Consider the following 20,612-nt stretch of genomic DNA (forward strand, 5'->3'; position numbering starts at 1 on the left):
GTTTTGTAAAGGAGAGAAAGGGTAATTTAGATTGGTTATGATTAATAAAAAAAAGGAGCCTGAATCAGACTCCTTTTCATAAATATTTTATAGTGTTATTATGCGTTAATCATCATAGGCATCAATAACATCAATTCATCTTCTGGTCCATCTTTTTCTAATGGTAAGAAAATACCTGCTCTTGCAGGATCAGCTAACTCCATAACTACTTCTTCCGAAGAAATGTTATCTAAGATTTCTGCAAGGAAAGCTGATTTAAATCCAATTTCAATAGCTTCACCGTCATATTGGCAACTTAATTTTTCGTATGCAGATATAGAGAAATCTATATCCTGAGCAGACACCATTAACTCATCACCATCGATAGATAATTTAACTAAGTTACTTGCCTGATTTGAGAATAATGAAACTCGACCTAAAGTATTAACTACATCCTGACGGTTGATGATAATTTTGTTAGGGTTATCCTGCGGAATAACAGCATTATAACTTGGGTAATTTCCTTCAACTAAACGACAAACTAACCTGTGATTTTCCATTTGGAAGAAAGCATTTTTGTCGTCAAACTCAATACTAATATCGCCATCTTCTTTTACAAGAACATTCTTCAGGAATGAAGCTGGTTTTTTAGGTAATATGAATGATGAAGAAAATTCTGTTGTAGCATCAGTTCTCTGGTAACGTACCAATTTGTGAGAATCACTTGCAACAAAAGTTAAATTTTCAGGAGACATTTCTATAAGAATTCCATTCATTACCGGACGAAGTTCATCATCAGCTGTGGCAAATAATGTTTTGTTAATTCCTGATAAAACAAGCGATGCAGGTAATTGCAGTCTTGAAGCTTTATCTGCATCAATTTGTGGAATTTCTGGAAATTCATCTCCGCTTAATCCAACAACACTAAATTTACCTTTATCTGTAATAATATTTACAGCTCTGGTATCAAGAGCAATATCAATTGTAATAGGTTGTTCAGGGAATTTCTTTAATGTTTCAAGTAAAATCTTTGCTGGTAGAGCAATGGCTCCGTCACCTTCAGTATTATCAAGATTCATGGAAGTCACCATAGTGGATTCTAAATCAGAAGCAGTAATGGTTAATTTACCGTTTTCTAATTCAAATAAGATATTTTCCAGAATTGGAATAGTGCTCTTACTACTTACAACTCGACTTACTGCCTGCAAATGATAAAGGAGTTCAGAACTTGAAACTACAAATTTCATTGTATTATAATTTAAAAATTTACTTATCTTTTTATCTTAATCTTGGTAATAATAAGCTAAATCTTTGATTAAACCAAAATTATAAAACTGTAGTTATTACAAATTAATTAACATGGTTAATAATCAAAACTTTGCATTACCAAATATATCAAAAAAAGTATTGCAAAATATATAGTTCTTTGCATAAAATTATCAAATCACTTTTATTTTGTGTAGGTTATTTTTCTATACATAAAAACGATGAGTGCTAATATGAAAATAAAAGCCAATGGAAGTAGCATATTGATCAATTTCCATTTGAATGATTCATTAGAAACTTTGTTTTTATCCAATAGTCTTAGCGTATAACTTCTTGCTCTTAAATTCATCCATCCTTCATCATCGCACAGATAATTAACAGCATTCAGGATGAAGTCTTTATTTCCAAAATTTTCTTTAGTCAGTTCATCGTATCCTAAAGGTAAAACTTGTGGATTGGTACTTTTAAAACGCACCTTATTTTTAATGATATCACCATCAGCTACCACAATAATTTTAGTTGGTGTACTTTCAGATTTTACATCCTGAGGCTTTATATTTATTTCCTTTGGAATCATTCTGTTCTGAAATACAGAAGGGAATACGCCTTCTTCAACAACAGCAACCGGTAAATACGATTGATTAAAATCTTGTTGTTTAGGTTTTTCATTCACAAAATTAAGAGATACAAATACAGGAACCTGATCTGATTTGGTATATTTTGAAGTACGTAAAAGAAAATCTCTTTTCAAAGGTAGTTGAGGGTTAACTGTATCTATTGAACTTACAAATTCGCCCTTTACAACATTTAGATTTTTAGAAATGCTATGTTGTGGTTGTGGAATAAGCAAGGGATTGTATAACCATGGAGCAGGAACAATTTTAGGTTTGTTTCCATCCGCTACTGTAATTGGAATCATAGATGCCTGGACATCTTGCAATAATACAGGATTGATACGTACTCCATATTTGAATAGCTGATCGTCGATGTTTAAATCGCTTAATAGGCCAATTGTTTCAGAGGTTTTTCTTAAACTATCTACAGTTATATTAACGGCATCAACAAGCCAAAGAACTTTTCCTCCATTCATCAAATACTGGTCAATGATAAACTTATCACTCTCTGAAAACTTCTTTTGAGGTTTTGCAATGATGATGGCTTTGTAAGGATTTAATATATTGGGATCAGTCCCTAAAACACCCCGATCAACCTGATAATATTGCGAAAGATGATCGGTAATGTCTAAAACATCCAACTCATCTAATTCTCCATGCCCCTCAAGGAATGCTATTTTTATTTTTTCATTTATGGTTAGCCTTTTAACAGCATCGGTGAATTTGTATTCTAAGCTTTCAATAGATTTATTAAGATTCTCAGCTCCTGAAAATCCGGTTATATTATCTAAAAGATTAATGGGTAACTGATAATCTCGATAAGTTACAATGGCGTATGGATAAACGTATGATGTTGTTTTACGTCCATCTTCCTGAGTTTCAAAAACAGACTGAGGACTTAGTCCTAACTTCTTGAATTCTTCCTGTATTTGTTTTTTCTCCTTAACGGATCCGGATGAGGGATCGGTAAAAGAATAACTTAAATTATTGCCTGCATAAACGTTTAATTCGTTCAATAATTCATATGTGGCTTGCGATAGTTTCTTAAAGCCAACATTTAAATCACCTTCAAGAAAAACATCAATCTTAATATCTTCATCTAAATCTTCAAATAAATCTTTAGTGTTTTCTGATAAAGAATATCTTTTTTCACTCGTTAAATCAATCCTGAAAAACCAGTCGGACGCAATGTAATTGATGCCTATAACCAGAATGACAAGTATAATGGATTGGCGTAGTATTTTTTGTTTGATATTTTTTGACATAATATTTACCACTTTTTACTGATTAGTGTTAATCGTGTAGCATAAGTAATGATGGATATGGTACTCAAAAAATAGATGATGTCTCTTGAGTCAATTACACCTCTGCTTATGGATTGATAATGATCATCAATACCCATAAATACGATTGTATTTTTTATTTGATTGGATTCAAATACTTGAGAAAGTGCTTCGAAGCCATAATAAAATACGAAACAAAGCATTACTGCCAGTACAAAGCTTACAATCTGGTTATCGGTAAGAGAGGAACAAAAAGTGCCGATGCTAACGTAAATTGCAGCAAGAAAGAAAAGACCAATGAATGATCCCCAGGTTCCACCATAATCGATATTTCCTACAGGATTACCCAGTTGAACTACTGAGTAGAAATAAATCATAGTGGGTAAGAGACTGATAACAACAAGCGTTACACCTGCCAAATATTTAGCTAATACCACCTGAAGTTCTGTTAGTGGTCTGGTATATAATAGTTCAATAGTTCCGGTTCTTTTTTCTTCAGCAAAAAGTCGCATGGTAACAGCCGGAACCAGGAATAAATATAACCAGGGTGCCAAATAAAAAAGCGATTCCAGGGTTGCATATCCTCCATATAAAATGTTCATTTCCCCGGGTATTACCCACAAAAATAAACCTGTAATTATAATGAATACGCCAATTACCAAATATCCTGTTAAGCTACTAAAAAATGAGGCTATTTCTTTTTTGTATAAACTCCACATAAAAATGCTTTTTTTATTGTTGTTAATACACTATGATCTTAGTGCTTTTACCATTAGTTTTGCTGCTCTGTCACTAGTTCCTGGCTTTCCCATGATTTGGTGAAGCTGGTTGTAGTGATTAAAAATATTTATCCTGTAATCCTGATTATTCAATAGCTTTTCCAGTTCCAATTGAACATTGGTTTCATTTAGGTCATCCTGAATAATTTCCTTTACAGCTTCTTTGTTTACAATCAGGTTTACCAACGAAATGTACTTTACTTTTAAGATAAAACGCTTTACAAACTTCGTAATTGTTTTTCCGCCCCACATTTTGTAACAAACTATTTGCGGACACTCTAAAAGTGCAGTTTCTAGAGTAGCAGTTCCTGAAGTTACCAAAGCTCCATGGGCTTGTTGCACAAGTTCATAAGTTTCATTAAAGATTACTTTAACCTCTTCATCTTGTATAAACGGTTTGTAATCATCAATAGTAAATGATGGAGCACCGGCAATTACAAATTGATAGTCTGGAAAATGTTTGATCATGCTGATCATAACAGGAAGTACATTGTTTAATTCCTGTTGTCGTGATCCTGCCAATAAGGCAACTATAGGTCGGTTATCTAATTGATTTCTTTCCTTAAAAGTTTCAAGATCTTCGTTTTTATGAGGCCTGTTTTCAATGGCATCCAAAACCGGATTTCCAACATAATCAATCGGAACCTGATGTGTTTTATAAAAGTCTGTTTCAAACGGAAGTATTGTAAACATCTTGTCTACATATGCTTTTATCTTTTTTACTCTTCCTGTATTCCATGCCCAAATTTTGGGTGATATGTAATAAAAGACTTTAATTCCTTTTTTGTGGGCAAATTCAGCCATACGTAAATTAAATCCGGGGTAATCTACCAATACCAAAACATCCGGATTATATTTCAAAAGATCAGATTTACATAGTTTAAAGTTTGCCCTGATTTTGCCAAGGTTAACTAAAACTTCTTTAATGCCCATAAAAGCAGTTTCATTGTAATGACGAACCATTTCTCCACCAACTTTTTTCATCAAATCACCTCCCCAAAATCTACAATCAAAGTCATTGTCTTCTTTAACTAATGATTTCATAAGATTTGAAGCGTGTAAATCGCCTGATGGTTCTCCTGCTATAATGTAATATTTCATCTGCTATAATCTGATTTATTTAGTTACACGGTACAACCAAGTTTAATCATATCCTTGTGGGAAAAGATTTACTTTGACTAGTTTTAATGTAACTCAAATGCTAGTAACATACATAGTCAAAAATAATCTCCCGAAAGAGTGTTTTTGCATATGTAGTGTTTTTAATTTGTAGTATTTATGTTTCGACAGAGAATTGATTTCTCATTCATAAATTTTAATAATATTGAATTAAAGTGCGAATCTTAAAATAATAATTGCCAATGCATAAACTAAAGTAGCTGTTACAATTCCTCTGGCAGCTAATAATCGGTCGAGTTTAATGGCGATCATAAAAATTGCCAGATTAGGAAGTACACTTATACTTAATAGTTTTGTAAATCCATGTGCTTCCATTAATCCTGTTATAAACTCATTCAAGCTTAATGAATTTCCAAAACGGAAGTAAAAGATTAACCAAGATGTAACAATAGGTAAAATAAGTCCTATAATGAGTCCTATGTATAATTTATTGCATTTACAGGGCATACTTAATCTCCTTATTTAATGTTTCAAAATCAGTTATATCAATTTTACATGGAACAACAGTTGCAAAGTTTTGCTCTAAAAAGTACTCATCAGTGTCTTTTGCTTCAGGTTCCAGGTTTTTAAAATGACCGGTAAGCCAGTAATATTTCTGACCTCTGGGATCTTCTCTCTCAATAAATTCTTCAACCCATTTACCGTTTCCTTGTCTGCAGTGTTTAATGCCTGCCAGTTTCTTTGATTCAGGGATGTTTACATTTAAAAATGTACCAGATGGCAAACCATTTTTAATGGTTTCGGATAAAACACTTCTGATAACTTTTTTACTTTCACTAAAATCAGCATCAGGATCATAACTTAATAATGAAAAGCCAATGGAAGGAACACCATTTAAACAACCTTCTCTTGCAGCTCCAAGAGTTCCTGAATAATGAACACTTGTTGAACTATTGGTGCCGTGGTTTATTCCGGAAACAATATAGTCTGGTTTTTCATCTAAAATAAAATGAAGAGCAAGCTTAACGCAATCGGCAGGAGTACCATTGGTTTGGTAAAAATGAATCCCGTTTCTTTCCTCAACTTCCTTAATTCTTAATGGATCTTTAACTGTGATGGCATGAGACATTGCAGAATAAGATCTGTCTGCTGAAACAACAATAACTTTACCAAATTCTTTTACTGTTTCTGCTAAAGTAAGTATGCCTTTAGCATGAATTCCATCATCGTTAGTTACTAGTATTACTGGTTTTTCTTTTGTCACGACCGTGTTGATTTTATTTAGATTCCAAATATAAATAGTCTTTCTTAGAAAAGTTGAAATTACAACACAAAAAGCTCAAAGCGAAATCTATGTTTAAATATAAAAAAGGAATATTTACAATTTTTTCAATAGCATTTAAAATTAAGAATAAACATATCATCTTTAATTCACAAAAATTCGGTACTTGAAATCAAAATAATTACTTTTGTTGGCTCAAAATAAAATTCTGATAAAGAATAGACTTTTGAATTGTTATATTCCTTGTTAAAGGTTAAATCAAAAACATTACAAATGCAAATTTCATATAACTGGCTAAAGAATTATTTAAATATTGATATTGAGGTAGATAAAGTGTCTGAAATATTGACAGATATCGGACTCGAAGTTGGCGGAGTAGAAGAGGTTCAGTCTGTTAAAGGAGGACTGGAAGGATTGGTTATTGGCGAAGTATTAACTTGTGAAAGACATCCGAATGCCGATAAGTTAAGTAAAACTACCGTTAATGTAGGTGGAGATGAAATTCTACCGGTTGTGTGTGGAGCTCCCAATGTGGCTGCAGGTCAAAAAGTTGTGGTTGCAACAGTGGGTGCTGTATTGTACGATGGTGATGAAAGTTTTACGATCAAGAAATCAAAAATCAGAGGTGAGGAATCACAAGGAATGATATGTGCTGAGGATGAAATTGGTTTAGGTAAAAGTCATGATGGAATTATGGTTTTACCTGCTGATGTTGCTGTTGGTACTCCTGCAAAAGAATATTTTAAGGTAGAATCTGATGTGGTTTTTGAAGTTGATTTAACTCCAAACCGAGTTGATAGTGCTTCGCATTATGGTGTAGCTCGTGATTTAGCGGCTTACTTAAAATCAAATGGAAAAGAAGCAAACCTTCAGTTACCATCAATTGAAGATTTTAAAGTAGATAATAATGATTTCCCGGTAGAAATTGTTGTTGAAAACGAAGAGGCTTGTCCAAGATATTGTGGTGTAACTATTTCCGGAGTGACTGTTCAGGATTCACCGGATTGGTTAAAGAATAAATTAAAGTTAATAGGATTATCTCCAATTAACAATGTAGTGGATGTTACTAATTTTGTTTTACATGAGTTAGGACAACCTTTACATGCTTTTGACGGAGATGAAATTAAAGGCAATAAAGTAGTTGTAAAAACACTCGCTGAAAAAAGTAAGTTTACTACTTTAGATGAAATAGAAAGAGAGCTTTCAGATAAAGACTTAATGATTTGTAATGCAGAGGAAGGAATGTGTATTGCAGGTGTATTTGGAGGAATGAAAAGTGGTGTTAAAGCGTCTACTACTAAAGTATTTTTAGAAAGTGCTTACTTTAATCCTGTTTTTGTTCGTAAAACAGCAAAAAGACATACGCTAAGTACTGATGCATCTTTCCGTTTTGAAAGAGGTATTGATCCAAATATTACTGTATTTGCACTAAAAAGAGCTGCTTCATTAATTAAAAAAGTTGCTGGTGGAACTATTTCTTCTGAAATTACAGATATCTATCCTAATCCAATAGCCAACTTTGAAGTGGATGTAAAATGGAAGAATATTTTACGATTAATTGGTAAAGATCTTTCAAAAGAAACCATTAAAACCATTGTGACTTCATTGGAAATGGAAATTCTTAACGAGGATGAGGTAGGTATGAAACTTTCAATTCCTCCTTATAGAGTTGATGTTCAAAGAGAAATTGATGTTATTGAAGATATCTTAAGAATTTACGGATATAATAATATTGAGATTCCGGAAGCTGTTCACTCAACTTTGGTTTACTCCGATAAACCGGATGACCATAAGGTTAAAAATATTATAGCTAATCAGTTGGTTTCTCAGGGCTTTAGTGAAATCATGTGTAATTCACTTACAAAACCCGGATTTTATTCCAATTTGACAAAATACCCTGAAAATAATGTTGTTGCAATATTTAATCCATTGAGTAATGATTTAGGAGGAATGCGCCAATCATTAGTGATGGGGGGATTGGAATCAATCGTTCATAATGTAAACCGAAGAAGTGCTGATTTAAAATTATTTGAATTTGGTAACTGCTATAGTTTAAATAATCCGGAAGGGGAAAAAGGATCATTGGATAAATACTCAGAGCATCATTCATTAGGTGTGTTCTTAACTGGTAATATGATTACAGCGAACTGGAATGCTCAGGAAAGAAAAGTTTCTTTTGCAGATATGCGAGCTGTGGTTAATCAAATCATCTTACGTTTGAATATTCCTGAAGCAATGTTAGCTGAAACAGATGTTGAAAATGATGTATTTATTGAAGGTGTTTCGTTAGCAACGAAAAATAAAATTCACCTGGTTGATTTCGGAATTGTTAGTCCTGAGTTAAGTAAAATATTCGGATTAAAAGAGACTGTTTACTTTGCTGAATTTAATTGGAATAACTTATTGAAAGTTGCAGGAAAACAGACTGTTATTTATAAAGAGATTCCTAAATATCCTGAAGTAAGTCGTGATTTAGCTTTATTAGTTGATAAAAACGTTACGTTTGGGCAAATTAAAGAGGTAGCATTAAAAACTGAGAAAAAGTTATTAAAAAGCGTTTCTTTATTTGATATTTACGAGGGTGAGAAGTTAGGAGCCGACAAGAAATCGTATGCTGTAAACTTTATTTTACAAGATGAAAATAAAACACTTACAGATAAGCAGATTGATAAAATAATGAGTAATATGGTTAAGAATCTTGAAAGAGAAGTGAATGCTTCGTTGAGATAATCAGTTACAAAATAAAATATTAGAAAAGAGTTGTTGGAGTAATCTGGCAACTCTTTTTTTATTGCGCATCGCAAATCTACACGGGTTTATCGCAACGCCATCGCAAATTTACGCAAATTTATCGCAACGGCATCGCCAGGGGATCGGGTCAGGATCGGAACAGCGTGGCAAAGTTTCGCTACCTGATCACAACCTTATTGCAACATCATGGCCATATATTTGCGATGATCTTGTGATTAGGAGTTGATAAGATATGGAATATTGGAGTAGGAGGGTCATGTTTGGGTAGGAGTGTTTTAAATATATTAGGGTGAATGTAAAGCGTTAAAACCACTCAAATTTATGATTGAAAATTTATTATCTTTGTTTAGAATGAAACTATTAAATCAATATACAGAACAGATTAAGAGGCTTTGTGAATTAAACAAGGTAAAAACGCTTTTTGCTTTTGGTTCAATTACTACAGATGATTTCAGACCAGATAGTGATATTGATTTAATTGTTGATATAGAAGACTCCGATCCAATTTCATATTCAGATAAATATTTCAATCTGAAATTTCAACTAGAAGATATTCTAAAAAGGCATATTGACCTACTTGAAAAAAAAGCTATTCGAAATAGATTTCTAAAAAAAGAAATAGACCAAACAAAAGTTTTAATTTATGGAAATAGAGATTAAAACTTGGCTTGAAGATATCATTTGGGCAATTGTTTGTAATGATTTGAAAAAATTACAAAACGAAATCATAAAACTTATCGAAGAATAATATGCGCATATTGTTGAGTCATTTATTCCTGTTAATGCGGTATGATAACAAATAAAAAAGGCTGCTCAAAAAATGAACAGCCTTGATATTTTGAAGCAAAGTCTTCTTAATTAAGCGTTTTGCTTTTTAATTAAATTTAAAGCACTACCATTTTTAAACCACTCAATTTGTTGTGCATTATAAGTGTGGTTTGCAACAATAGAATCTGTTGAACCATCAGCATGAACCACTTCAATGGTTAATGGCTTACCAGGTGCAAAATCAACAAGATCAATAAAGTTGAAAGTATCGTCTTCCTGAATTTTATCGTAGTCAGCTTCGTTGGCAAAAGTTAAACCTAACATACCTTGTTTTTTTAGGTTTGTTTCGTGAATACGTGCAAAACTTTTTACCAATACAGCTCTAACGCCAAGATGTCTTGGTTCCATAGCTGCATGCTCTCTTGAAGAACCTTCTCCGTAGTTGTGATCACCAACAACAACAGTAGGGATTCCAGCTTCTTTGTAAGCTCTTTGAGTAGCTGGAACTTCACCATACTCTCCTGTAAGCTGAGATTTAACTTTGTTTGTTTCACCGTTAAACTTGTTAACAGCACCAATAAGCATGTTGTTTGAAATATTATCAAGGTGTCCGCGATATTTTAACCAAGGACCAGCCATAGAAATGTGGTCAGTAGTACATTTTCCTTCAGCCTTAATTAAAAGCTTAGCACCGGTAATATTTTTACCATCCCATTCTGCAAAAGGAGTTAGTAATTGAAGTCTGTCACTTTCCGGAGAAACAATGACCTCGATACCAGAACCATTTTCAGCTGGAGCTTGATAACCCGGGTCTTCAACATCAAAACCTTTAGGAGGTAACTCATTTCCTGTGGGCGCTTCCAGTTTTACTGTTTCGCCTTTATCATTCACTAAGGTATCGGTAATAGGGTTAAAACCTAAGTCTCCGGCAATAGCTAAAGCAGTCACTAATTCAGGAGATCCAACAAAAGCATAGGTGTTTGGATTACCATCTGCACGTTTCGCAAAGTTTCTGTTAAATGAGTGTACAATGGTATTTTTTTCTTGTTTTTCTGCACCCATACGAGCCCACATACCAATACAAGGTCCACAAGCATTGGCAAATACCACTCCATCAATCTTTTTAAAGGTATCAACCATTCCATCTCTGTCGATAGTATAACGTACTTGTTCAGAACCAGGAGTGATTGAGAATTCAGCTTTAGCTTTTAATCCTTTTTTAACAGCGTCTTCAGCAACTGATGAAGCTTTTGAAATATCTTCGTATGATGAGTTTGTACATGAACCAATCAAACCAACTTCTACTTTTAATGGCCAACCGTTTTTCTCAGCCTCTTCACGCATTTGACTGATAGGAGTAGCGCGGTCCGGAGTAAAAGGTCCGTTTAAGTGTGGCTCAAGTTCATCAAGATTAATTTCAATTACCTGATCAAAATATTTTTCAGGATTGGCATATACTTCAGCATCAGCAGTAAGCAAATCTTTTACTTCGTTAGCTGCATTGGCCACATCATCTCTGTTTGTAGCTCTCAAGTAACGCTCCATGGATGCATCATAACCAAATGTAGAAGTTGTGGCTCCAATTTCTGCACCCATGTTACAAATGGTTCCTTTACCAGTACAGGATAATGATTCGGCACCTTCTCCAAAATATTCAACAATGCAACCAGTACCACCTTTTACAGTTAAGATTCCGGCAACTTTTAATATGATATCTTTAGGAGCAGTCCAGCCATTTAGTTTTCCTGTAAGCTTAACACCAATTAATTTTGGAAATTTAAGTTCCCAAGGCATTCCTGCCATTACATCAACGGCATCAGCACCACCAACACCAATGGCAACCATACCTAAACCACCTGCATTTACAGTATGAGAATCTGTTCCAATCATCATACCTCCCGGGAAAGCATAATTTTCTAAAACTACCTGGTGAATAATACCAGCACCCGGTTTCCAGAATCCAATGCCATAACGGTTTGTTACCGAGCTTAAAAAGTCATAAACTTCTTTGTTTGATACTTTAGCTGTGGCTAAATCCTTTTCTGCTTCAACTTTTGCCTGTATTAGGTGGTCTGCATGCACAGTAGATGGCACAGCAGCTTTATCTTTTCCGGCTTGCATAAACTGAAGCAAAGCCATTTGTGCAGTAGCATCCTGCATGGCAACCCTGTCAGGATTAAAGTTTACATAAGATTCACCTCTTGTAAATGCTTCATTCGTATCTTCAGCAAGATGGGCATAAAGGATTTTTTCTGTAAGAGTAAGTGGTTTGTCCAAGATGGTTCTAGCTTTATCAACTTTTTCTCCCATTTGGGCGTACACTTTCTTAATCATGTCAATGTCAAAGGCCATAGCTATAATATTATTTTAAAGTTTTTGTAATTTAAGTATAAAATTAGGGTTGAGCAAAAAACGTTATCAAACATTTTTATTTGATTCTGTTATTTAAAATTGGAAGAACACAAAAATATAAAAAAAATGAATTAATATGCTTTTTGTCATGTTTAAATAGTAACCAAACATTCTGTAAAAAGTTTAAAATGTATGTCATTTTATTATATTTATAAAATAATTTAAGAACAAACCTGTATCATGGTTTCAAAACTATTCATTGAAAATGTTAAGATTGCTTTTGGAGCAATAAAATCTAATAAATTAAGAACAATCTTAACGATTCTGATTATTGTAATAGGAATTACGGCCTTGGTAGGTATTATTACTGCGGTAAAATCAATAGAGACAGCTATTTCAAGTAACTTTACAAGTATGGGAGCCAATACTTTTACTATTGAAAGCAGAGGATCAAACATTGTTATCGGTAAGCAAAGACATAGAACCAAGAGTTTTGGCTATATCTCATATAAAGAAGCAACAGAGTTTAAAGAATCATTTCATTTTCCGGCTGTTGTTACCATTTCGTATGTTGCTTCAGGTAATGCAACCATAAAGTATGAATCAAACAAATCAAACCCCAATGTTAGTGTAATAGGAATTGATGAGAATTTTATAACAACATCGGGGCACATTATAAAAGAAGGGAGAGGGTTTTTAAAGCAGGATATTGAAAATGGCAGAAATGTAGCAGTGATTGGATCTGCTTTATATAAAAAGTTATTCCCAAGTAAAATTAGTGCAGTTGATAAAGTGATTTCATTGGCTTCGGGCAGATATAAGATTATAGGAGTACTGGAAGAAAAAGGAGCCGGATTTGGAGGTCAGAGTGATAATATTATTTTATTGCCTGTAAGTAATGTGAGGCAATATTTTAGTCGTCCGCAAATGTCTTTTAAAGTTGAGGTTAAGGCAAACAATCCCTCGCAGGTAGATGCCGCAGTAAGTGAAGCTACTGGTACATTTAGGTTAGTAAGAAGATTAAAAACAACAGATGAGAACAATTTTAATATTGTAAAGAGTGATAATCTTTCGCGTATGTTAATAGAAAACTTATCCAATGTTACAATAATTGCCAATATTATTGGTTTTATAACATTGTTTGGTGCAGCCATAGGATTAATGAATATTATGCTTGTGGCAGTTACCGAAAGAACACGTGAAATAGGAATTAGAAAAGCAATAGGTGCCAATAAAAGAGCCATCCGTAATCAGTTTTTAATGGAGTCCATTACAATTGGAGTTTTGGGCGGAATTGGAGGTGTTTTATTGGGGATATTAGTTGGGAATTTATTATCAATGGTTTTAAATAGTGGTTTTGTTGTTCCCTGGGGATGGATTATAATCAGCATTGTTTTGTGTTTATTGGTTGGTTTACTTTCAGGATTAATGCCTGCTATAAAAGCTTCTAAATTAGAACCAATAGAATCTCTTAGATATGAGTAATCTTTAATTAAAATGATACATGCAAAGTGAGTTAAAAAAAGTACTTACCAGTCAAAAGTATATTCCATTGGCAGGAATGATTATAGCTGCCCTTGTTTTATATTTTCTTAATCGTAGTAATAATAAAAAGCAGATTGAAGGAACAAATATTATTGTTTGTGATTGTAGCTCTGTTGATTCCATTGCAGAGATAACCTCAGAGGTTGTTAATCCTGTTTTATATAGTTCAATTCCTGATATGAGGGAAATTCATTACAAAGAACGTACGCAGAAGTTTATTGATTTAATGCTTCCATCGGTTTTGTTAGCTTGCCAAAAGATGGACTTAAAAAGAGAACGGGTTCTGAAAATTAATGCTGCTATTAATAATGGGGTAGCCAGCGAAAGAGATTCCTTGTATCTGGATAGTTTGAAAGTGTTTTACAAGACCGATGATGTTAATGATGTGATTAAACGTCTTTATCCACATCCCGTATCTATTATAATAGCTCAGGCGGCAATAGAGAGTGGTTGGGCTACTTCCCGTTTTTGCAGAGAAGGCAATAATATTTTTGGAATATGGTCATATAATTCATCCGAAAAGAGAATTAAAGCAGGACAGTCGAGAGGTGATAATACCGTTTATTTGCGCAAGTATGATTCCGTTTTTGAGTCGGTTTATGATTATCTGGAGACTATAGCAAGAGCTAATGCCTATAAGCAATTTAGAGAGATGAGGCTTTACTCAGATAATCCATATCGTTTAATCTGGTATTTGAATAATTATTCAGAGAAAAGATTTGCATATGTTCAGAATTTGCGCAATATGATTGAATTTAATGATCTTCATATATATGATAGTTACAGATTGGCTAAAATCAATAAAAATGATACGATTTGGAAAAAGTTATTGGATTAGCTTACTTGTTATTATATTTTCTCAGGCTTGTGATGGACAGGTAACCAAGGTTTCAGATTATCATTTTACCGCTGACTTTAACGCTGTTGGTTTGGTATATCACAGATTTGGAGATAACAGATATCCTACAACTAATACAACTAAGCAGTTGTTTGAGCAGCAGCTGAAATATTTAAACGATAACCATATTAAAACCTTTACAATAAACCAACTGTCTTTAAATCAGGATTCCGGTAATCAGAAGGTATTTATAACAGTAGATGATGGTTTTGTATCCTTTTATAAAAATGGGTTTCCGCTTTTAAAGAAGTATAATTGTAAAGCAACCATATTTATAAATACAGAAAGTGTTGGGTGGTCGGATTATATGAATTGGGAACAAATTAAAGAGCTGGTAAAAGCCGGCATACAGATTGGTTCGCACTCTCATGCGCATTCATATTTTTTAAATATATCAAAAGAGGAACGGATACAGGCCTTTATTGAAGATCTGGAAAAGTCTGAGCAATTATTTCTTGAGCATTTGGGTTTTGTTCCAAAGGTATATGCATATCCTTATGGAGAGTTTGATAACACAATGGAACGTGTTTTAAAAGAACGAGGTTACAACCTGGCATTTGCTCAAAATTCCGGAGTATGGGATTGTAATTCCAATCTTTATGCAATTCCCCGTTTCCCTGCTTCAGGAGCTCATTTTGGTATGGATAAATTTACGCAAAGAATAGCCATGAAATCATTGCCTATACAAACCAATGAACCAGGTCCAATCGTTTTATCGGCACAACAAAAGTATTCTATAGAATTAAGGTTGGATGATTCTAATAATTTTAGTTCCTTGAATTGCTTTTTCAATAATCAATATGAGCCGAAACTGTTCACGATCAAAGATGGTGTAATAAATGTAAATATAACGATGCCTGCAAATAAGCGCAGGGCATTACTTACATTTACATCGAAAAGTAAAAACGGTGATTGGTATTGGTGGAGTATGTTATTTATAAACCCTAAATATTTAAATTAAACGAATGGAACATACATGAAATTTTAAGCATTGAATATTACCTGTTAAGTATTAAAATTTCATAGCATTTCATTTGGTAAACAAAAGTAATTTTTAAGCAGATGAGAAAAATATTTATTACAGTAGGCGTGTTGATTGCCATAACATTATTGGGAAATTTTGTTTATGGAATTCAGCTGGCTCAAAAGGTTGATGAAAATCTTAAACTAGGAATAGATAAAGGCGTTTTTCCTTTTGAGTTTTCCTATACTAAATTAAGAGTAAATCCTCTTTTCTCTGAATTTACCTTTTATAATCTGGATGTGAAAAGTAAAGAAAAGGAGCAAATTTTACAAGCGGACAAGCTTGGTGTTAATATGAAATATAAAGAAGCACTGGAGTTGTCGCAAAATGGAAAATTGGAGAAACTAACTTTCTTAAATCTTAAATTTGATGAGTTAGATTTATACATGGGAGAGACCATTGCTGTGATGGAGGCTGAAAAATTAAATTTGGAGTTCGACGGATCTTTAGATCAGTTTAATAAAGAAACATTAATGGCACAACTGCCAACAGAAAAACAGGAATTGTATTTTGATGTTAAGAATCTAAGGATGAGCTCTGATTTTATTAATCAGGATAAATTTAAAATGTATGCAGCAATGTATGCTGATAAAGAGATTACCTCAGGTAAATGCAGACTTCTTTTTAACCCGGATACACATCATATTACTTTGAATGAGATGGAGTTTTTAACTTCAGATTATGATATGGAGGGCGAATTTGATATGGAATATGAAGGATTAAAAATAGATGATTTTAAACCAAAATCCATTGCTTTTAATTCAGCATCTCATAGCAATGGAACTGTAAGTATTGAAAATCCTATGTTGTCGGGTTTTAAATATTCTATTGATTCTTTTGAAAATGATATGTCGGGTAAATTTAAGTTTGGGTCAGAAGATAATCCTATGGAAGGTATGGAACCTGAATTTGATATTCATATGGATTTAAAAGGGATGAGTTTTGAAGTTCCTGAAGAACAAAAAGTTCAGTTAAATGCGCAACTGTCTATGGTAGGATTAACTACTGATGATTTAAAAATAAATGAATTTTTAGTCAACTCACACTTAAAAGATGGAAAGTTGACGGTTGAAGATACCCGTATATTGTTACCTGCATTTAAAGCTAATTTATTAGCAGATTTAAACATGAAATTTAACGCTCCCAATGAATCAGAAATAGAGGCCTTTAATCTTAAAATTTCAGATATTAATCCGGGAGTTAAAAATAGTCTTCAAAATATTGAACAGATGTTAGGATTTACCTTCCCAATGGAAGGAGATGACATTGTTTTTGAAGTAAAAGGTTCTTTAGCAAATCCTCAGGTTAAAGGTATTCACTATTAATTTATGGTAGAAACTATTCCATAAAAGATTGATTCGATTGTCGAATATGATATAATAAAGTGCATGGTTCAGTTGTGGATCATGCACTTTTTTTGTGCCAAATTGTAAAATACTTAATTTATTGAATAATATATTCGAAACGTATGAAAACGTTGTTGTTACAGGTGTTTTTGAAAAAAATAACAAAAATATCACTTTTTTATTTGTTTGGATTATGTGATTAAAGAACATGAATTGTTAATAAATGATAAAAATGCATTGATGAACTACTATAGTTCAATTTAGAAGGCATTCTTAAACTCCTGTAACAGGCTGTATTCAAGGAAACTTATTGAAACAGAAGGCGTATTTAATTATAGCTAATGCGTATCGTTAAGTTGCAAAAGACAGTTTATATAATATTCATGTTCTTTTTGTTCAGCTCATCTAATACAAATCTGTTGAAGTTTTGTTCCTGTATATCCAATTAATTGGTATTAGTCTCATCGCAAGTTGTTAAAGGGAGTTTGTGTTCCTCCCCCGTATTTATGGAACCAAATAATCTAAATATATGCCAAAAGTATTTTTTCTATTATCACTGTTACTAGGGTTTTCAGCTTTAAATATATATGGTCAGGTTGATCAGGAGTTTTGGTTTGTTGCCCCTGATATTTCTTCCACAAATGGTGAAGAACCTGTTTTTTTAAGAATAACAGCATATGATTCTGATGCCAATGTGCAGATTCTGTTACCGGCAGAAAATGATCGGATTCTAGGGTAAGTAACAATACCCGCAAATAATACGGTCAGTATAGAATTAAATATTGCAGATGTAGAGAATACACCTTCAGGTACAATAAATTCAAAAGGTTTATTGATTGTTTCAGATGCAGATATTTCAGCATACTATGAAGTAAGTAATCCCAACAATTCAGAAAAGTTTGTTTTAAAAGGTGGAAGTGCCTTAGGAAAAAGATTTTTTATTCCGTCAATATATAACGATCCGGCTAATCCTGAATATCATAGTTCGGCTAATGAAAAAGTAGATATTGTAGCTACAGTTGATCATACAACAATACAAATTACTCCAACAACTAATATTAATGGTCATCCGGCTAATATTACATTTGAAATTGTTTTAGATAAAGGCCAGACTTATTCTTTGGAGAGTTCTGTTTTAGGAGCTCTGGCAGGAACTGAAATTACATCAGACAGAGTTGTTGCTGTTACAATTTCGGATGATGGTGTGATGCAGAATTTTGTAGATACGGTAAGTGACTTAATTGGTGATCAACTTATTCCTGTAGATGCAATTGGTACTGAATATATAGCTGTAAATACTAGCAAGGATTCTGATAGTAATAAAAATCAAAATTCAGTGCAACAAGTGTATGTTATGGCAATAGAGGATAATACCACTGTTGTTATCAATAATAACACAAGTAATTCTACACCATTGCGAAAAGGAGAAATAGTTGTCTTTGATATACCTGACCATGCCTTGTATATTTTTGCTGATAAAAATGTATATGCATATCAGGTCACCGGTTTGGTAAATGAATCTACTGATTATGCTAATGAATTGGGGAGTGCCATTTTGCCCAATTATAATTGTAATGGTTCCAATACAGTTTCTTTTACCAGGGTTTTAGATAGAGAATTCTGGGTAAATATTGTAGTTAAAAAGAAAGATGACGCTTCTTTTATACTATACGATAGCAAGGGGAATCAAATAGATTTTAGTAGCTATAATAACAGCTGGGCCCCAATTTCCGGACAGGATACAGGACAGGAGGCATGGGAGTGTTGTGCTGTTAAAATGAGTGATTTAGCAGTTGGTGAACCATATACTTTAGTAAATACTACCGGTGTTTTTCATTTATGTATTCTGGATGAAAATGGAGCTAGTGAGAGTGTATTGGGGAGTATAAGCTTTGGATATTTCTCTTCATATAATTCATTTTGGGTAGATGGTGAAGAAGAGGCTTGTGATGGTGACTTAATAGAGTTAACTGCCAAAGATAGAATGGAAAGCTACCAATGGTTTTCAAACGAAACCGGTGATGAGATTTTATCTACAGCCAACGTTTATAATGCCACATCAACCGGAACTTATTATGTCATAGGGACCGAGAATAATGGAAATTGTTCATTTTCACAAAGTATGTCTTTAGTGTTTAATCCGAATCCGGATGTTCAAAATGTTGAGGATACCTATTGTGCAGACGAAGCAGCTGGTTTTTCCATTGAAGATTATGAGGATCGGGTAATGGTTTCTGGTAGTTCAATGGGAAATACATACAATTGGACAGGGTCTTTAAGTATTCCCGAAGACGGTGGTACACGCACAACTAATGTTTTTAACGTTGTTGTAACCAATGATGATACTGGATGTACCAGTACTGCTCAGGTGACTATTTATGTTAACCCAGATCCTGAAGTGCAAAATGCTGAAGATACTTTTTGTGCTGATGAAACAGTTGATTTTAATATAAGTAATTATAACGATGATGTTCTTATTTCCGGCAGTGTAGAAGATTATACTTTTGACTGGACCGGATCTTTGTCTATTCCTGAAGATGGAGACTCTCGAACTATTAACAATTTTGATGTCGTAGTTACTCATGTTGTTACCAGCTGTACTAGTAAGGCTTTAGTGACTATTTATGTGAATCCAGATCCTGCAGTTCGAGATATTGAGGATACTTATTGTGCCGATGAGGCAGTAGGACTTGATATTAATAATTACAATGATGATGTGCTGGTTTCAGGTGTTGTAGAAGATTATACTTTTGATTGGACTGGTTCTCTATCTATTCCGGATGATGGAGGAACACAAGTTACAAATGTATTTAGTGTAGTTGTTACTAATAAAATAACTTCTTGTACTAGCACGGCAGTTGCTAATATTACCGTCAATCCCAATCCTGCATTGCAAGCTACTTCCGCTATATATTGTGCCGATGAAGCAGCAGATTTTGATATCAATACCTTCAATGAAGATATCCTTACTTCCGGCAATGTAGCCGATTATACTTTCGTTTGGACAGGCACGTTGTCCATTCCAGCCGATGGTGATTTACCAGTCTCAACTACATTTAGCGCTGTCGTAACTGATAAAGCAACAGGCTGTACCAGTGAAACAGAGGTTGTGATTACCGTTAATCCGGATCCAGCTTTACAAACAGCTTCAGCAATTTACTGTGCAGATGAAGCAGTTGATTTTGATATCAATATCTTCAATGACGATATCCTAACTTCAGGAAATGTAGATGATTATACCTTTGTCTGGACAGGCACATTGGCCATTCCAGCTGATGGTGGTTTACCAGTCTCAACTACATTTAGCGCTGTAGTAACAGATAAAGCAACAGGCTGTACCAGCGAAACTGATGTAGTAATCACCGTCAATCCAGATCCAGCTTTACATGCGACTTCGGCAACTTACTGTGCTGATGAAACAGATGGTTTTGATATCAATATTTTCAATGATGATATTCTGACTTCTGGCAATGTAGATGATTATACTTTCGTTTGGACAGGTGCATTGGCCATTCCAGCTGATGGTGGTTTACCAGTCTTAACTACATTTAGTGTTGTTGTAACCGATAAAGCAACAGGCTGTACCAACGAAACTGAGGTTGTAAT

At 33.7% G+C, this 20,612-nt stretch carries 15 protein-coding genes; 8 read left to right on the forward strand and 7 right to left on the reverse strand.

Going from position 1 to position 20,612, the window contains the following annotated elements; all coding sequences use genetic code 11:
- Nucleotides 1-98: 98 nt before the first annotated feature.
- The 6 genes from dnaN to surE all read right to left on the reverse strand — a co-directional run bounded on the left by dnaN (nt 99) and on the right by surE (nt 6,304).
- Nucleotides 99-1,226, reverse strand: coding sequence for a DNA polymerase III subunit beta (dnaN, locus tag OM075_RS15005; RefSeq protein ID WP_301191348.1), 1,128 nt, complete (start codon nt 1,224-1,226; stop codon nt 99-101).
- Nucleotides 1,227-1,429: 203 nt separating this feature from the next.
- Nucleotides 1,430-3,124 (reverse strand): gliding motility-associated ABC transporter substrate-binding protein GldG, encoded by a 1,695-nt coding sequence (gene gldG, locus OM075_RS15010; protein ID WP_301191349.1) that lies wholly within the window; start codon nt 3,122-3,124, stop codon nt 1,430-1,432.
- Between the two features lie 5 nt (nt 3,125-3,129).
- The gene (gldF, locus tag OM075_RS15015; RefSeq protein ID WP_301191350.1) at nt 3,130-3,861 is read right to left on the reverse strand and encodes a gliding motility-associated ABC transporter permease subunit GldF; all 732 of its coding nucleotides are present in this window, start codon (nt 3,859-3,861) and stop codon (nt 3,130-3,132) included.
- Nucleotides 3,862-3,891: 30 nt separating this feature from the next.
- The gene (gene lpxB, locus OM075_RS15020) at nt 3,892-5,022 is read right to left on the reverse strand and encodes a lipid-A-disaccharide synthase (RefSeq protein ID WP_301191351.1); all 1,131 of its coding nucleotides are present in this window, start codon (nt 5,020-5,022) and stop codon (nt 3,892-3,894) included.
- A 228-nt stretch (nt 5,023-5,250) separates the two neighbouring features.
- Complete coding sequence (locus tag OM075_RS15025; RefSeq protein ID WP_301191352.1) at nt 5,251-5,547, reverse strand: hypothetical protein; 297 nt, start codon at nt 5,545-5,547, stop codon at nt 5,251-5,253.
- Nucleotides 5,537-6,304 carry a 5'/3'-nucleotidase SurE gene (gene surE / locus OM075_RS15030; protein ID WP_301191353.1) on the reverse strand — a complete coding sequence of 256 codons (768 nt, stop codon included), beginning with the start codon at nt 6,302-6,304 and terminating at the stop codon, nt 5,537-5,539. Before surE ends, OM075_RS15025 begins: the two co-directional genes overlap by 11 nt.
- A gap of 291 nt (nt 6,305-6,595) precedes the next feature.
- Here surE and pheT point away from each other — a divergent pair, with 291 nt between their 5' ends.
- Both pheT and OM075_RS15040 read left to right on the forward strand, forming a co-directional pair.
- A complete protein-coding gene (gene pheT, locus OM075_RS15035) occupies nt 6,596-9,052 on the forward strand; it encodes a phenylalanine--tRNA ligase subunit beta (RefSeq protein ID WP_301191354.1) in 2,457 nt (818 codons plus the stop codon).
- A gap of 342 nt (nt 9,053-9,394) precedes the next feature.
- Nucleotides 9,395-9,733 carry a nucleotidyltransferase family protein gene (locus OM075_RS15040; RefSeq protein WP_301191355.1) on the forward strand — a complete coding sequence of 113 codons (339 nt, stop codon included), beginning with the start codon at nt 9,395-9,397 and terminating at the stop codon, nt 9,731-9,733.
- A 198-nt stretch (nt 9,734-9,931) separates the two neighbouring features.
- Here the strand turns inward: OM075_RS15040 and OM075_RS15045 are convergent, their stop codons facing one another.
- Nucleotides 9,932-12,193, reverse strand: coding sequence for an aconitate hydratase (locus OM075_RS15045; protein ID WP_301191356.1), 2,262 nt, complete (start codon nt 12,191-12,193; stop codon nt 9,932-9,934).
- 240 nt (nt 12,194-12,433) lie between these two features.
- Between OM075_RS15045 and OM075_RS15050 the strand changes: the two genes are divergently transcribed.
- From OM075_RS15050 to OM075_RS15075, 6 genes are all read left to right on the forward strand, one after another.
- Nucleotides 12,434-13,678, forward strand: coding sequence for an ABC transporter permease (locus tag OM075_RS15050; RefSeq protein WP_301191357.1), 1,245 nt, complete (start codon nt 12,434-12,436; stop codon nt 13,676-13,678).
- Nucleotides 13,679-13,697: 19 nt separating this feature from the next.
- Nucleotides 13,698-14,576 carry a glucosaminidase domain-containing protein gene (locus OM075_RS15055; RefSeq protein ID WP_301191358.1) on the forward strand — a complete coding sequence of 293 codons (879 nt, stop codon included), beginning with the start codon at nt 13,698-13,700 and terminating at the stop codon, nt 14,574-14,576.
- Nucleotides 14,545-15,597, forward strand: a complete 1,053-nt coding sequence (locus OM075_RS15060; protein ID WP_301191359.1) for a polysaccharide deacetylase family protein — start codon at nt 14,545-14,547, stop codon at nt 15,595-15,597. Before OM075_RS15055 ends, OM075_RS15060 begins: the two co-directional genes overlap by 32 nt.
- Before the next feature lie 101 nt (nt 15,598-15,698).
- Nucleotides 15,699-16,985, forward strand: a complete 1,287-nt coding sequence (locus OM075_RS15065) for a hypothetical protein (protein WP_301191360.1) — start codon at nt 15,699-15,701, stop codon at nt 16,983-16,985.
- Between the two features lie 550 nt (nt 16,986-17,535).
- Complete coding sequence (locus OM075_RS15070; RefSeq protein WP_301191361.1) at nt 17,536-17,745, forward strand: hypothetical protein; 210 nt, start codon at nt 17,536-17,538, stop codon at nt 17,743-17,745.
- 93 nt (nt 17,746-17,838) lie between these two features.
- On the forward strand, nt 17,839-20,612 hold a 2,774-nt coding region (locus tag OM075_RS15075; protein WP_301191362.1), incomplete at its 3' end, for an IgGFc-binding protein.

Origin of the sequence: Plebeiibacterium sediminum (assembly GCF_026013605.1) — a bacterium.
Lineage (GTDB): Bacteria > Bacteroidota > Bacteroidia > Bacteroidales > Marinilabiliaceae > Saccharicrinis > Saccharicrinis sediminus.

Bases quoted from the DNA above. Each gene is read 5' to 3' on its own strand.
- dnaN (WP_301191348.1), bottom strand. From the start codon at position 1,226: ATGAAATTTGTAGTTTCAAGTTCTGAACTCCTTTATCATTTGCAGGCA.
- gldG (WP_301191349.1), bottom strand. From the start codon at position 3,124: ATGTCAAAAAATATCAAACAAAAAATACTACGCCAATCCATTATACTT.
- gldF (WP_301191350.1), bottom strand. From the start codon at position 3,861: ATGTGGAGTTTATACAAAAAAGAAATAGCCTCATTTTTTAGTAGCTTA.
- lpxB (WP_301191351.1), bottom strand. From the start codon at position 5,022: ATGAAATATTACATTATAGCAGGAGAACCATCAGGCGATTTACACGCT.
- OM075_RS15025 (WP_301191352.1), bottom strand. From the start codon at position 5,547: ATGCCCTGTAAATGCAATAAATTATACATAGGACTCATTATAGGACTT.
- pheT (WP_301191354.1), top strand. From the start codon at position 6,596: ATGCAAATTTCATATAACTGGCTAAAGAATTATTTAAATATTGATATT.
- OM075_RS15040 (WP_301191355.1), top strand. From the start codon at position 9,395: ATGATTGAAAATTTATTATCTTTGTTTAGAATGAAACTATTAAATCAA.
- OM075_RS15045 (WP_301191356.1), bottom strand. From the start codon at position 12,193: ATGGCCTTTGACATTGACATGATTAAGAAAGTGTACGCCCAAATGGGA.
- OM075_RS15050 (WP_301191357.1), top strand. From the start codon at position 12,434: ATGGTTTCAAAACTATTCATTGAAAATGTTAAGATTGCTTTTGGAGCA.
- OM075_RS15055 (WP_301191358.1), top strand. From the start codon at position 13,698: ATGCAAAGTGAGTTAAAAAAAGTACTTACCAGTCAAAAGTATATTCCA.
- OM075_RS15060 (WP_301191359.1), top strand. From the start codon at position 14,545: ATGATACGATTTGGAAAAAGTTATTGGATTAGCTTACTTGTTATTATA.
- OM075_RS15065 (WP_301191360.1), top strand. From the start codon at position 15,699: ATGAGAAAAATATTTATTACAGTAGGCGTGTTGATTGCCATAACATTA.
- OM075_RS15070 (WP_301191361.1), top strand. From the start codon at position 17,536: ATGCCAAAAGTATTTTTTCTATTATCACTGTTACTAGGGTTTTCAGCT.